Here is a 15,236-nt window from a genome sequence, read left to right on the forward strand (position 1 = left end):
CGCGATAAAAAGGCTTTTAAATCAAATGCTTGAAGTTGTCGCGCCGGCTTCGCCGGAGAGAGCCTCGGGGGAGCGCTTCTCCGGTCACGAGTCGTTTGCTTGCCGATACGGTTGGTTGCCCAAGTTTTATGACCTGCTGGTGCAGCGCCCTGACCTGATCCGACAGGACGAAGAGGTCATGGTTGCGTTGGGCATCGGCCGAAATATGGTCAAGTCCGTGCGCTTCTGGGCCCAAGCCTTTGGGCTGATGGACGACAGTCCGCGCTCGCCGCCAACGCCCACGGCGTTCGCGCACTGGCTGTTAGATCCCCAGCATGGCGAAGACCCCTATCTGGAAGACGTAGGCAGCCTGTGGCTGCTGCATTGGCGCTTAGCCGCCATGGCCAACCTGGCGGCCTGGGAAGTGGCTTTCTTCGAGATCCCCGAACGCGAAATCCTGCGCCGCTTTCTGCTGCAACGGGTGGAGCGCCGGGCTGCTGAGCTGGAAAAGAAGCTCTCCGCGACAACCATCCGTCAGCACGTGGACATCTTCCTCAGCTGCTATGCCACTCCGCTGATCACCAAGGGGCAGACCGTGGAAGAGAGTCTTGGCTGCCCGCTGCAAGAGCTGGGCCTGGTCCGGCTTTCGCCCGCGGGTGACCGCGATGAGCTCATCGAATTTGCGCGGGGGCCTTGGCGGCACCTGAGTCCCACCACGTTCCTTCGCATCCTGCTGGACTACTGGCAGCTGCGCGCCCCTCACGACAAGACGATCGCCGTGCGCGCCTTGCTGACCGACTTCGCCAGTCCTGGGCTGACCTTACGACTGGACGAAGGCAGCCTCTGGCACCTGCTGCAGGCGGCCGAGCAGGTCTCGGGTGGTGTCGTGCAGCTGACCGACAGCATTGAACGGCGCGCGGTGGTCCTGCAGACCGCCGATGTCCATCGTGCCAAGGACGCCATCAAATACCTATGAAAAACGCTTCCTCCGCTCCCTTGATCAAAGACGCGCTCTCGGTTCGCAGCCGGTACGTGCGTGCGGTCAACATCGGGCGTGATTTGAACGATGCCAACGCGCTGGACGGGTATCTGATGACGGACACCGTTCGTCATGCCTTGGCGAGGCTATGCCAAGGTCTGGTGGCCAGCTCGTCCCAGCGTGCATGGCGCATCACTGGCAGTTACGGTAGCGGCAAATCTGCTTTTGGCCTATTCCTGGCCAACCTGTTTACGCACCCGGTCAACAAGCGCTCAGCAGTAGGCCGTCTGATTGATGAAGACAGCCCGGAGTTGCTTGCCTCCGCCAAGAAGCTGCCCCGCTATGAGGTGATCGTGATCACTGGCACGCGTAGCGATGCCAGTGTCGCGTTGGCGAATGTCCTGCTGGAGCACGTGAACCAGCGGCGCAGCAGTCCGACCCAGAAGCAGCTGATCAGGCGCCTCAATACATTCATCACAGCGCGTGAAAAGGGGCGGAAAGCACCCGCCGCGGTGCTCGGGTTACTGGCGGAGGTGCGGACCTATCTTGCCAGTGGCGTTAATGCCGCCGAAGGTCTGCTGCTGCTCGTCGATGAAATGGGGCGGTGGCTCGAATACGCTGCTGATCCCGAAACCGATATCGATGCGTCTTTCTTCCAGGCGTTGGCAGAGGAATGCGGTGGCCGCGTCCGTGACATTCCGGTAGCCATCGTCGGAATCCTGCACCAACGCTTTGAAGACTACACGGCAGGACGACGCGACAAGCGCTCAGGGTTGGAATGGGCCAAGGTTGCGGAGCGGTTCGAAGACATCACGTTTGCGCAGTCGTTCGAAAGCACCGCGCGCCTGGTGGCGCAAGCCATGGAATCCGATGCCAATGCATACAAGCGTGCGGGTATTGGGCCACGTGCAACTGCACTCTATACGCAGGCCGTCAAGTTGGGCGCACTGGAATCCAGTTTGCTGCCTGGTGGCATATCCGAGGCCGGCCGCCTGTATCCGTTCCATCCGATGGCGCTCGCAAGCGCGGTGGCTCTGTTCCGCCGATTTGGGCAAAACGAACGCTCGACGTTCTCGTTCCTGCTCGCATCGGAACCTTTTGCCCTTCAGGATTTCATCGGCCGTCGCCGCTTGACGGCCGACACTTGGTATCGCGTCCATGATCTGTGCGACTGGATGCTGGCGCAAGGTTCGCTGCGCACACTGGATGAGGACCGCCTCAAGCGCTGGGCGCTGTTGCAGGAAGTCCTCCGTGCTGCGCCGGTGTATGAAGAGGCGGAGGTCCAATGCCTCAAGACGGTTGGTCTCCTCAATCTGCTGGAACCACAATCGGGCATCACCATTACGGCCGAGTTCGTTGCCTTCGCCGTCGCCGACCAAGTCAATGCGAAGCACGTTCTGGACGCGATCGCCAAGCTGGTGCAGAAGTCGCTGCTATACGTACGTCCAGCGACACAGGAGCTGTGCCTGTGGCCGCAAAGTAGCGTCGATGTGGCCAGCGAGTTGGCACGTGTGCGCAAGGCCACAACACCACTCACCCGGTTGGGTAACCTGATTGATTTGCTGCCATCGCCGCGACCGATGGTCGCCCACCGGCATTACCTGACCACCGGTACGTTGCGCACCGCCTATGTGCAGTTGGTGGAAGATCTGAAGGATGTCCCCAAACTGGTGTCGACTCCGCTGAACAGCGATGGGGAAATTCTGGTGGTTCCGTGCTACCCCGATCAGGATTACAAAGCTATAGCCAAACGGTTGGAGAAGCTGAGTGCGTCGGCGCCGGAAGGGCGCTTGCTCGCCTTGCGGCGCATTACGGAAGACGATCTGGAGTTGGCCGACGAGTTGTCGGCATGGAACAGACTTGAGCGTGAATGCGCAGACCTGCGTGTGGATACATACGCACGCAATGAAGTGCGTCAGTCCGTCCACCGGCTGACAAGTGCCTTGGTGCACCGACTGGCTGACCTACGATCGCCCACGCAGGGTAGTAGAGATGCGAGTTGGTGGCATTCAGGCGCTGCCCTCGAGATCGCCGATGGCCGTGAACTCAATCGTCAACTTTCGCTGATTTTCGATCATCGCTTTGCCCAGGCGCCGAAGGTACGCAACGAACTCATCAACCGCAGCGTGGTATCGACGGCGGCTGCAGCGGCCCGTCAGCGTTTGCTTGAACGCATGTTTAGCCACGAGCATGTTGAGGATCTTGGCATTGAGCAGACGCCGCCAGAAAAGGCGATCTACCTGTCGGTGCTGAAGGATTCCGGCCTGCACACCATCCGCGGTGGGGAGTGGAGTTTCCAATCGCCTGCACCTGGTAGCGACTGGCATCTGGCGTGGGCGGCGCTGCATGAAATGCTGGAGGAAAAGGGACTGATCAGTGCCAAGGACGTGCTGACGCACTTTGCTGCCCCCCCTTTCGGGATGCGCGAAAGCGTCGCCCTCCTGCTGATCGGTGCGTTTCTGTGCGTGCAGCGCCACAACGTCATTCTGCGCGAGCGCGGCACCTATATCACCCAGCTCGAAGATAGCCACATTGCGCGACTGATCAAGCGTCCTGAGACGTTCGAGTTGCACATGGTGCATGCCCAGTCCACGACACTGGCTGCATTGGAGGTCTATCGCGACGTCCTGTCTGCGCAGGTGCCTGGCGATGACCTGACCGCCACGGTTCCGGAGCTCACGCGCCGGCTATATGACTGGTACCTGAGTCTGCCGGAGCACACGCTCAATACAACACATCTGGATGTGACGCATCGTGCCGCCCTTGCACTACTCGGTAAGTCTGGCGACCCTGTGGAGCTGCTGACAGTCGGGTTGCCGCTGGCCCTCGGAGTCCTCAAGCAGGCTCAGCCTATTGATGCAGGGTCCAAGCTCAATCTGCAGCTCTTGCGTAGCCGATTGGAAGCCCTGTTGCGAGCCGGCAGCGATCGCTTGAACGTACTACGGGCAGATATCCTGAAGGTCATGGCCGAAGAGGTTGGGGTGCGCGATCCGGCGGCCGTACGGTCGCATGTCGTAGCTTTGGCCGACAAGGCACAGGATGAAGTGGTCGACTATGCGCTGAAGGCGTTCATCCACCGCAGTGGTGACGGCCAGCGCAACGAGGCCCAATGGGTGGACTCATTGGCGAGCCTGCTCGGCGGCCGCAGTTTGGAGACTTGGCATGACGATACGCTGCTGCGCTTCCGTGCGGAGTTGCGCCGGGTTTACACGCTGCTGACCCGCGTCGTCGCACTGGCCAAGTTGACGGGCAAGCGCTCAGGACCGGACCATACCGTGGTTGCCGTTCACGTGGTGGATCAGAAGGGCCAAGAGCGTTTCGTCACCGTGCCTGCAGATGCCAATGGGCTGATGCCGGCAGAGCAGATGGATGACCTGCGTGCAGCGCTTGGCCAGTTCCCGGTTCCGGCGTACGTGCTGGCGCGTCTGCTGCTTGAATATTCCGTTCAACTTCCTGGGACTCCTGAGGAGGCCGCGTGAGTGAACCTCGCCATATCCTGAGCTTGTCCGGCGGCAAGGACAGTGCCGCGCTCGCGTTGTACATGCGCGACCGCGTTCCGAACATGGAATACATCTTCAACGACACAGGGAAGGAATTGCCGGAAACCTACGAGTACCTCGATCGCATCGGCGACTACCTAGGACGCCCGGTGACCAAGCTGAATGCGGATAAAGGGTTCGACCACTGGTACCAGTTGTATGGCGGGATGATCCCTTCCAACCACCGTCGCTGGTGTACCAAGATGCTCAAGCTCAAGCCGTTCGAGGCCTATGTGGGCAACGACCCGGTTGTGAACTACGTGGGCATTCGAGCCGATGAGGATCGTCAGGGGTACATCAGTACCAAGCCCAACATCACGCCGGTCTACCCCTTCATCGAGGACGGTCTGGTGTACGCTGACATCGTACGGATCCTCCACCAGTCAGGCGTAGGCATGCCCCCCTATACCCGGTGGGGGCGGACACGGTCGGGCTGCTTCTTCTGTTTCTACCAACAGAAAATCGAGTGGGTCCGCTTGTTGGAGACCTATCCCGACCTGTTTGATGAGGCGGCCGAGTACGAGAAGGAATACCTGCCAACCGGCAACCTATTTACCTGGTCCAACGGAGAGAAGCTGGAGGACCTACGTAAGCCCGAGCGCGTCGCACAGATCAAGGCCGATGCGTTGGTGCGCTCGTCGCGGACCGGCCCTAAGGACAACATGCCCTTGGCCGATATCTTTCGGGCTCAGCGGGAGGCGGTGACGGATGATGGCTGCGTAGTGTGTACGGTCTGACATTTGAGCTGCCCACGGGCAGGGGAGATGCCATCCGCGGACGACGTTACTCGGGGAAGCGATGACTATTACGTTCAAGGCGCGCGTTCTACTGGAGCTCGGTGCTGAATTGATAAGCTCCGATGCAGTAGCTCTTTACGAGCTGATAAAGAACGGGGTGGACGCAGGTTCCAAGGCTCTCGTTGTCAGCATCCAGGTGGTGCTGCAACCGTCCGCGCTGCGCGCCCTTGAAGAAGAGTATGGAGAAGAGTTTCCTGATTTTAACCCTGACGAGTTCCTGAAGAACGTCTCCTCGAAAGTTGACTCGCTAGCACCCCACGAAGCGCGTTCGGTTTTCATGGCGCGACTGGGTCGGCCGAAGACGTCCTTTGCAGCATTGGACGCGCTGCGCGAGGCATGCTTCGAAGGCAATATGATCCGAATCGTGGACTTCGGCCACGGAATGACAAAGGCCGAGCTGCAGAGTTGCTATCTGACGGTCGGCACCCCGATGCGTCTGCATCAACGAAATAATGCCATCGCCGGAAGTGCACGAAAAAAGGCGAAGGTTCCCCTAGGGGAGAAGGGCATTGGTCGTCTGGCTGCAATGCGGTTGGGACACTATGTCGACGTCATTAGTTCTGTTTCAGGGGAGTCACACAGCAGCCGTCTGGTACTGGACTGGCGACCAGTTTTCGCTGATCCCGACCTCGATGCATCTGCTTTGGACTTCAAGCCACATCGCCACGCCCCAAAGAAAGTGAAGGCAGCAGGTACTGAACTGATAATTCGCGATCTGCAGTCCGATTGGACTCCAGACAAGCTAACGATGCTTTCGCAGACGGACCTGGCAAAGTTGGCCGATCCGTTCAAGGACAGCCTGTCCAGCCAGTTCTTGGAGCTGAAGTATCAAGGCGACGACTTCATCATTGAAGGCTTCCCTTCGCACCTGCTGCGACATGCCGACGCCAGCTGCGATATCGAGTATCGGATCAAGGATGCCAAGGGCAAGCCTACAGAACCGCGTCTGACGGTCACCACGCACTACAGCTTTTACGGGCGCGACGAAACGCTGATCCATGAAGGAGCGCATCTACGCGATATCGTTAGCCATTCTGTCAAAGGGCGCACCCAGAAGTTCAAAGAGCAGAACCGCCTCCCAGATTCCGATGAAGTGGTGGCGGCCCTTCGAACGCTGGGCCCTTTCAGTGCGCGCTTCCACTGGTTCAACCGCGGTCGGTTTAAGCAGAACAATGCGAAGATGTGGGTTGATTCACTGGAAGGCTTCACCCGCCGCTGGAGCGGCGGCTTGCTCGTCTACCGCGACGGATTCCGTGTCTATCCTTATGGTTCGTCTAGCGACGACTGGCTGGACCTGGATCGCAAGGCATTGGCGGCATCGGCCTACAAGCTCAACCGCGCGCAGATTATTGGCTACCTTCGAATTACGTCCGAAGACAATCCGGCTCTTCACGATCAGACCAATCGTGAAGGGTTTCGTGACACGCCTGAAAAGGAAGCGCTGCGACGACTTCTTCGTCAAGCCATCATTGCCGACTGTCGCACCTTCTTGGAAAAGGTGGATAGGGAGAACAAGGTGCTTGATGCCGCTGGTTTCAGCGAAGTCGACACGCGCATCGCCAGTAATCAGCAAGCGGCGCTAGATTCCCTTCGTGGAATGCGGGTGCGTGTGCCAGAGGAAAGCGACACCATCAACGCCGTGATGGAGCAACTCGCCGAGGTTCAGGATGCCTGGGAGCGCGCCAAGCAGGCGCTCAAGGCCCATGACTCGGAGATTGAACGCTACATCCATTTGGCCGGTGTTGGCCTGATGGTGGAGCTAATCGCTCACGAACTGGCGCGTAGCACGGATGAAGCGTTGCTCTTGCTCGGAAACAAGAAGACTGCAGGTAGCGCAGCTCAGCTGGATGTACTGAAGTCGCAGTTGCTGACCGTGAATCGCCGCGTACGAGTCCTGGATCAATTGAGCATCCCAGGCCGGCAAAGGAAGTACGTGCATGCAATTCCAGAACTGGTCCAAACCATGGCCGAGTTCTATGAGGCAAAGGCGGCTAGACATGGCATCAGTATCCGCGTGAAGTCGGAGGGGCGCAGTGCCTTTAAACATCGAGTGGAGAAGGGGCAGATTCTGCAGATTCTGGATAACCTGCTGAGCAACTCCGTGTACTGGCTGGATCGACGCTTGGACCGCAACGTTAAGCCGTACATCGAGATCGCGGTGGACTCCAGCCGCCGCTGCATTACCGTCATTGACAACGGGCCGGGCATTCCGGAGACCACTGGTGAGCGGGTATTCGACGCGTTCTACACTACGAAGTCGGAAGACGGTCGTGGATTGGGGCTGTTCATTGCCCGACGCCTAGCCGGAGATAACGACATCAATTTGAGTCTGGTGCCACCTGCGGGCGGGGTTCACCACGGATTTGAGCTGCACTTCACAGGGGAGTGAAATATGGAGTTGGCCGAGGCACTTCGGGAGCTAGATGCGCCTATCGTCATCGTAGATGACCACTATGCGGAACCGGACGTCAGCAACCTCGACGGTCGGCGAATGGGGCAGCTGGCGCGCACGCTAACCAGCAACAAGACGGCTCATCGGGCCGTCAAGGGGCTGCTGGGTGCCAAGGTGCTCGGTGCGGCCCAAGCGGCGAAGAGGGCGGTCACGCCCGAAGGCGCAGCGTTGTTGTGGACGGCCTACGCGGTCGACCCTGGTGCCCACTCCTACCTGGATCCGTTGTTTCAGGACGCGCTGCAAGAGCGGGCCCGGGATCTACAGCGCCTTCGAGAAATCGAAGCATTCTGCCAAACGCGGACCGGCAAGACACCTCTAACCTTTAGCAGCCTTGAGAAGGCCAAGGACGCGCTTCGCGGCTGCGCGATGGCGTTCGTCGACTTCAATCTCACCGGTTCCACGGATGTGCACGATTCTATCGCGCTGCATCAGTCGTTCGCAGAAAGTTACCGCGCCACCTTCACGCTCTCAGGTATGGAGTGGCCCAAGATTGTGGTGCTGATTTCTTCGCGAATGCCTAATCAAAGCGAGCTTGTGCTTTTTCGTGAAGCCACGCAACTCCGAGCAGCCTTCTTTAATTCGCTTCGCAAGAATCAGATCTCGCAGCAGCGCTTGGAGGACGAGATGAAGCGCTGGGAGGCTAGCTACGTCGCCGCAGCCGAACTGGATAGATACCTCCAGCATGCTGGAGAAGCGGTCAACGCCGCCGCAACCGAGGTTCGAAGGAATATTGATCGCTTGGAGACCCATGACCTCGCGATGCTTGATGCGTTTAAGCTGACCGCAGAACAGGAGACCTTGCAATCGTATGTCACGTGGTTGATTGCGGAGTCGCTGGCCTCCCGGCTTCGTCGCCAAGAGACGCTGCAAGCCCCATTGCTGACCAATCGCATCAGCAATGCGCCGTTGGATGGCAAGATGATGCCGAACAGCGTTCTTTTCGAAATGTTCGCGGACGTTGCCACTTCGCCGGCCGCGACAGAAAGCACGATTTCGTTTGGCGACGTGTTCTCGGTGACAGGTGCAGGTAGTGAGAGTGACACCGATCACTGGGTCGTAGCGATCTCTCCGGCCTGCGATCTCGTACGCTGTGATGCATCCTATGACGTGCTGTGCATCCGCGGTCAGGCGAGCAAGGCCGCTTCCAATCTAAAGAGCATGATGGGGTTCAAGAATGCGCTGTTCGGGAAGGGAAGCCACGTCATGCGATACCAGGGAAAACGCGGAGCGCTCAAGTACGCACATGTACACTGGGATCACACACAGGGGCTTCATTCGGTCAAAGCCTCCGATCTCATCGCTGGGAAGACTTATCGGCGCATCGCACGTCTGTCTGACGCATTTGCGCAGGAGATAAAGGAGCTTGCTCTATCACATGCCTCACGTGTCGGCATTCCTGTGGATCCCGCCTTTGCGATAGCAGCCACAGCAAATGTTCGCATGCGTTTGAAGCGGCCGGTCCGCGATGGCGAGATTATCGAACATGAGCAATGTCTGGCGGGAGAAGACTTTACCTGTGCTGTTGCGTCGCGTGCGAAAGTTATAGATGGTGTGAGAACAAAACTGGAAACGATGCTCGTCTTGACGCCCCAGTTCGTTTCCTGGCTGCACGAGGAGTTCCTAGAGCAGGTGCGGCAGAAGCTGGGCAATCAGCCGCTGCCTTTGCTTGACGAGTTCGTTACCTTCTTCAAGGCATGGACGTTACCCCAGTTGACCTCTTCAAGTCCAAAGGGGGCAAGCGAGTTTGATGGAAGGGTGGTTGTTCGTTACGGCGCGGTGCCGGAGGGTACTTGTCCTGACAACCGGCTAGAGATCTATCTAACTGAGCAGGAAAGCTAGGCACCTCCAGGTCACGTGGGTCGACTAACCTCCGCTGAACACCTTGGAGTTAGCTCGGTGTGAGCCGGTCAATGTCGTGACTTTAAGGTGCAGTTTTCCCTTGGGCGAGAACTTATCGACCTCCTTGATCGACGAGTTTAACTTCCGGCCGCAGTACTCAGCGAGTCGAAGCGGCCTAGGCCTGGTGGTATCGGCCCCTTATGCCTACTTCGGGCTGTCCCAACAGTCCGATGACCGCAAGGACACCGCGCCCGTTGGCAAACCTGGAACGACGCCATGAACGCTGACGCGCTGGACAAGTGAGTGAAGACCTGGTGCTGCTGGGCGCAGTGACCGTGTTTATCTGGGGGCTTTCCAGTTTCAGGAGGGCCAGCGCAGGCGAACGCATCGCTAAGCACTTGAACCTGAAGGAAATGGCTCCGCCAAAGTCGAAACTAGCCCCTTATGTGCGCTCGGTCCGGCGACACTAGCTCCTTATGCGCGCCGATCACTAGTCGACGCCTAACTCAAAGTTGCGATAAAGGTTGATAGCGCATGCTCTCGGCTAGTGCCTTTCGGATGAACCCACACGAGATGTCTGACTGGCAAGAGAGGATCATCAACCATCCGGTGATGACCAAGCTGGGTGCTCTACAGGCGCTGCTTGATAGCGTGTTAGAGACGGAGGAGTCTGGTTCATCCGGATTAGATTCGATTGAGCGTCTGCGGCAAGTTGAAAGTTATATGCGAGCAAGTGTTTTCTCAATAGATCCAATATTAGTTCCGGTCCAAATTTTAGCCAAAATTGATGCGCCCTTGCAGGGCGTTATTAATGAGGTAAAAAACTACAAGTCGAACAAAAATTCAGGTCACTTGACCAATGCAAATGCCCATGCTGATGCGCTGCTGATTCAAGTTTTTCAGCTTCCGGCGCCCGCGCCTGAGACTCAAGTCGAGAACGTTCGGGATGCAGTTGTGTCATTTCGCCGTTCTGCGGGGCAGCTTCTTTCAAGTCTTGAACGCTCTTGTGCCGAACTCTCCGATAACTTTCGATCACTAGGTGAAAAAGTTAAAGAGACTTCTGAGGAGGTCTCATCACAAAAAGCTAGACTAGACACGGCAATTTCGGAGTATCAGCAGCAGTTCTCTCAGGCCGAGAACTCTCGCCGAGAGGACTTTGCTCGCGCTCAAGCGATGGCGGCAAAAGAGGTGAAGGAAGCACTTGAAAGCCATAGATTAGAGCTGAAGGCTGCACTAGATGACTCCGAGGCAGATATCGCAGCTTTCGTTGATGAAGGTGAATCTAAGTTCGAACGATTGCAGCTCGATCTTCAAGGGCGAGCAGATGCGCTGATTTCGGAGATGAGGGTGTTTCGGGATGATGCGCAGGAACTGCTTCAGGTTATTGGCAGTGCTGGAATGGCTGGAGAGTTTCAGAAGGCTGCGCAGAGCGTGCGTCGGAATGTTTTGTTTTGGCAGGGTGTCTCTCTCTTTTCAATGCTGGGTTTGATTTTATTCGCTATTCTCGCGTATCGATCGGCGGCTCAGGAGGAAATTGTGTGGGGGCTGGTTGGTGCAAGAGCTTTTGTGGCCGCGTCCTTTGCTGTGCTGGCTGTATTTGCAGTTCGTCAGAACGATAGGTATCACGAGTCTGAGCAGCGAAATAGGCGATATCAGCTAGAGCTCTCTTCTATTGATCCGTATTTGACGAGTCTTCCGGAGGATGTGCGCTCTGACGTAAAGGTCAAGTTGGCGGACCGTCTTTTTGGAAATGCAGGCGCCGCTTCCGTAAAGGGTAGAGGCGGGGCTGAAGGAACAAGTCTAGACGTCGCAGTTCTTGCGCTTGAAACTGTCAGGGATTTTTTGAAGAAGGGCCCATAGTCAGTGCTAGGGAAGGTCTGAACAACTCCCCTACAGTAGGCGACAATAACGCACCGCGATAGGGGTGACGATCGATGCAACTAGCAAATGGGGTCAGGTTCATTTTTCCGTGTGTGTGAATGAACGTGGTTCTTGCTACTTGGAGCAAAATCAAAGGCTTCCGCCTTTCGGCGGGTTACTTTTGTCTTGGCAAAAGTAACCAAAACCGCAGGCTCCTGACGCCCGCTGGGCCGGCTGCGCCGTCCCTGAAAATTGGGGTCAGGTTCATTTTCCCGTTTGGGTGAGCGAGCGTGTCCCTTGTTCTTGGAACAGGATCAAAGGCTTCCGCCTTTCGGCGGGTTACTTTTGTCTTGGCAAAAGTAACCAAAACCGCAGGCTCCTGACGCCCGCCGGGTCGGCTGCGCCGCCCCGGTCCCCTGTGCTCCTCAAGGCCGGCGGCACGGTGCCCAAACTCGCGCCGCTTCGCGGCACTCAAACATGGGCACCTCTCCGGCCACCGACCTTTCCGGTGCTCGGCGGGCTTTAAGTCGCGAAGATCAACGTCAAGATCGACGGCCACGGCACTTGTCTTGCTGAAGCTGACGCGTCCGGTGTGCGTGCAGACCGACGAAAGGCGGAGTCAGGTTCATTTCTTGAACGACAAGTATCCACGGCTCATGGACATTTCATTCGACGGCCCTACCTTCTTTGCGCAGGAAGACGAGAACCGGTTCTTCAACTGGATCTATGCGCTTCCCGCGTATGAGGAAATCCGTGGGCGCGGCACCATGCTTGACCTGAAGCTTTGCGACCCCGTCGACGTGGACACGACGACGCAGCTTTTGGTCATATTCCGTCGTTGGCGCATCGACGTGGAGCCGCTCTTGCCGCTCAAGACAGGCGAGGTCGCTGGGCACGCGTTGTGGGAGAGCGACCTGGTCGAAGCTGGCGAGATGCGGGGGGATGACTGACCTCCCCGAGTGGGCGACTGAGCGCGATCCTTGTTCTCCGGTGCAGATCAAAGGCTTCCGCCTATCGGCGGGTCAGCAAATGGGGTCAGGTTCATTTTCCCGTGTGTGTGAATGAACGTGGTTCTTGCTATTTGGAGCAAAGTCAAAGGCTTCTGTCTTTCGGCGGGTTCCTTTTGTCTTGACAAAAGGAACCAAAGCCGCAGGCTCCTGACGCCCGCCGGGCCGGCTGTGCCGGCCCGGTCCCCTGTGCTCCTCAAGGCCGGCGGCACGGTGCCCAAACTCGCGCCGCTTCGCGGCACTCAAACATGGGCACCTCTCCGGCCACCGGCCTTTCCGGTGCTCGGCGGGCTTTAAGTCGCGAAGATCAAGATCGACGGCAACGGCGTTTGTCTTGCTGAAGCTGATGAGTCCGGTGCGCGTGCAGACCCGGAGGGTGGCGCGCATGGACGCGCGCCGTTTTTCGGTCACGGCATGGATGCCGTGTCGAAAAATCCCGGGGCGCTCGCCGGTTGCGATTGAGCCGTGTCGGGAGAGGCCTTTTCTTTTGGCGACTTTTCTTTGGGCCAGCAAAGAAAAGCCGCCCGCGCCGCCAGGGGCGGAAGCTTCTCGCCTTGGGAGGTCACGGAAAAGAGGGGCGGCCCACCCTGATGCGGATGCCCCCGTGTCCTCTACGATCGGGTCAAAGACCTCTGTGTCTCGATGGGTAGGACAAACCGAGGCCACCGGCTCCCGACGCCAGCCGGGTCGCCCTCAAGAGCGCTGGGACGACCGGCGTTCTGGGCCCCGCTCTCGCGCGAGCAGCCGCGAGCGGCACGACCTGTCGAAACGGCCGCGCTTGGTTCGTCGTGCTGTCGAACCCACTGCGAAATGCCTGCCATGTCCTCGATTCAACACGTCGCCTGCGCCTGCGGACAGCTCCGCCTGGAGCTCGAAGGCGAGCCCATCGCCAGCGTCGAATGCTGCTGCGACAGCTGTCGCGAAGCCGGTGCGCGCATGGCGCGGTTGCCGGGTGCGCGGCCCGTGCTCAGCGAGTACGGCACGACCCACCTGGTCATGCAGCGAAAGGACCGCGTCCGCTTCGTCGCCGGCGCCGACCAGCTCCGGCAGTTCCGCCTCGCCCCCGACGCCCCCACCCGGCGCGTGGTCGCGGCGTGCTGCAACACGCCGGTGTTCCTGGAATTCGAAAGCGGTCACTGGCTGAGCCTGTACGGCGGCCTGTGGCGGGAAGGCGCGTTGCCGCCGCTGCAGATGCGCACCATGGCCGGCGATCTGGACGACGCGTCGGCGCTCCCGGACGACGTTCCCAACAGCAAAGGGCGATCGCTGCCGTTCATCGCCAGGCTGTTGACGGCGTGGATCGCGATGCGCTTCCGCGTCCCGAAGATCGCCGTCGCTGGAGACCTGCACCTCTGAGCGCGGCGGCAAGGTCCGGATCGGGAGCACCAGCACCTGCGGGGACAATGTGATGCTTCCAGGGTCGAAAGGAAGCGGGTCGATCGTCCGCGATGCGCGCGAGTGCGCATCGGTGCATGCCCGTCCGCGTCTTCGACTACCGTACTCGTTCCCGCCAGGGGCATGTGCCCCTCGGCTCATGACCGACTCGTCCCGATTGGAAACAGCAGATGCGCACACTCCTGAAAGCAACCCTCCCTGTCCTGTCCCTCCTGGCGCTTTCGCTGTCGGGTCCGGGAGCCATGGCCGCGCCCGCGCCATCCAATCCCGGCGATTCGGCGCCGCCGCAGTCCGATCGCTGGTCGGAAGATGCGCATGGCGTCCTGGAGGCGTTCTTTTCCAGGTACAACGTGCGATCGCGCTTCGACGGCAAGGCCGAGAGGCGCCGTGACCATGGCATCCGGATCGTGCTCGAGGACGGAGCTTCGGCCTTGCGCGGGGTCGAGCTGGTCGCCGAGAAGGATGCCTTCGTGACCTTCGAGGAAGTCGTCGAGCATCAGTACGCGACATTCTTTGTGCTGGACAAGTTCCGCATGCAGGGGCGGTCCGCATCCCTGGAGTTCAACCTGCCGTCCAATGCCAGGTTCGGGGTCGTCAACTTCCAGAAGACTCCGGATGGGACCTGGGAAATTGCCGACGAGGAGATCATGCGCTCTTCGTCCGGGTCGCGCGCTTTCTACGGCGAGCTCTATGAGGGCGTTGCCTGCAGGGACGATACCGAGATGGCGTTCAGATGGAATGCCTATGAAAGCTCCCGTGGCCAGCCCTACAGCGGGAAGTGTCCTGGCGAGGAGTTCCCGGATGTTGACGACTACCGTTCCGTGCGCGCTATGCGCGCCAGGTCCGGAAGGTAGGGCGGTATCCGGGGCGGCTCCGCCCAACTCATGGGCAGCTCGCGGCGCGTCGCTACAGCGGTGCGCAGATATCGCGTTCGCCGCCGCCCGGCGCCTCGTGCTCTTGCAGGCGGGCGATATGCTCGGGGTGCTGCGCGATCGGTGTCGCCGGGTCCAGCTGGAGAATCCGCGCACCGCTTGCGGCGAGGGCATCGCGCGCCTGGGCGAAACGCTCGTCGTCGAGCGCCAGGTAGATGCGTGCACCGCCCAGCGTGCCGGTCCCGATCTGCGCCGCGCTCGCCGCCAGTTCGGTGAGCAGGGCGTCGGGAGAGGGGGACCCGATCATCAGGACTTCGCCGCTCGATAGGCGCAGCATCTCGTCGCTGCTGCTCGTGTACCGCCATCGCCGATTCCATCGCCACGCGCCAGGGTTCGGGGGCGCTGGGCAAGGGGGTTCCGGTGGCCACCTCGAAGCGGGCGATCACGCAGTCCGGCGCCGCGTCGAGATCCCGGTTGCGGAGCCTGGGAACCACGACCGGCATATGCCGTCGCGATC

General features: G+C 59.4%; 10 protein-coding genes. 9 read left to right on the forward strand and 1 reads right to left on the reverse strand.

Annotation, left to right across the window (positions count from 1 at the left end; translation table 11 throughout):
- Positions 1-25: 25 nt before the first annotated feature.
- The 9 genes from C9I47_RS03020 to C9I47_RS03055 all read left to right on the forward strand — a co-directional run bounded on the left by C9I47_RS03020 (position 26) and on the right by C9I47_RS03055 (position 14,701).
- Positions 26-955: a DUF4007 family protein gene (locus C9I47_RS03020; RefSeq protein ID WP_111265427.1), complete on the forward strand. Its 930-nt coding sequence runs from the start codon at positions 26-28 to the stop codon at positions 953-955.
- Entirely contained in the window at positions 952-4,437 is a 3,486-nt protein-coding gene (locus C9I47_RS03025; RefSeq protein ID WP_145985407.1) for a hypothetical protein, read from the forward strand. The genes C9I47_RS03020 and C9I47_RS03025 overlap by 4 nt, the downstream gene beginning before the upstream one ends.
- Positions 4,434-5,234 carry a phosphoadenosine phosphosulfate reductase family protein gene (locus tag C9I47_RS03030; RefSeq protein WP_111265429.1) on the forward strand — a complete coding sequence of 267 codons (801 nt, stop codon included), beginning with the start codon at positions 4,434-4,436 and terminating at the stop codon, positions 5,232-5,234. Before C9I47_RS03025 ends, C9I47_RS03030 begins: the two co-directional genes overlap by 4 nt.
- A 61-nt stretch (positions 5,235-5,295) precedes the next feature.
- Positions 5,296-7,683, forward strand: coding sequence for a sensor histidine kinase (locus tag C9I47_RS03035; RefSeq protein WP_111265430.1), 2,388 nt, complete (start codon positions 5,296-5,298; stop codon positions 7,681-7,683).
- A 3-nt stretch (positions 7,684-7,686) separates the two neighbouring features.
- Entirely contained in the window at positions 7,687-9,585 is a 1,899-nt protein-coding gene (locus tag C9I47_RS03040) for a hypothetical protein (protein ID WP_111265431.1), read from the forward strand.
- Between the two features lie 573 nt (positions 9,586-10,158).
- Positions 10,159-11,445, forward strand: coding sequence for an ATP synthase subunit B family protein (locus C9I47_RS17420; protein WP_145985408.1), 1,287 nt, complete (start codon positions 10,159-10,161; stop codon positions 11,443-11,445).
- Between the two features lie 632 nt (positions 11,446-12,077).
- Positions 12,078-12,395 (forward strand): hypothetical protein, encoded by a 318-nt coding sequence (locus C9I47_RS03045; protein WP_145985409.1) that lies wholly within the window; start codon positions 12,078-12,080, stop codon positions 12,393-12,395.
- Positions 12,396-13,262: 867 nt separating this feature from the next.
- Complete coding sequence (locus C9I47_RS03050) at positions 13,263-13,808, forward strand: GFA family protein (RefSeq protein WP_223250259.1); 546 nt, start codon at positions 13,263-13,265, stop codon at positions 13,806-13,808.
- Positions 13,809-14,017: 209 nt separating this feature from the next.
- The gene (locus C9I47_RS03055) at positions 14,018-14,701 is read left to right on the forward strand and encodes a hypothetical protein (RefSeq protein ID WP_111265434.1); all 684 of its coding nucleotides are present in this window, start codon (positions 14,018-14,020) and stop codon (positions 14,699-14,701) included.
- Positions 14,702-14,753: 52 nt separating this feature from the next.
- On the opposite strand, the gene C9I47_RS03060 is transcribed toward C9I47_RS03055, so the two are convergent.
- On the reverse strand, positions 14,754-15,056 hold the full coding sequence (locus C9I47_RS03060) for a hypothetical protein (protein ID WP_111265435.1): 303 nt from the start codon (positions 15,054-15,056) through the stop codon (positions 14,754-14,756).
- Positions 15,057-15,236: the final 180 nt, after the last annotated feature.

This window comes from Marilutibacter maris (assembly GCF_003233695.1).
In the GTDB taxonomy this organism is placed as follows: domain Bacteria; phylum Pseudomonadota; class Gammaproteobacteria; order Xanthomonadales; family Xanthomonadaceae; genus Marilutibacter; species Marilutibacter maris.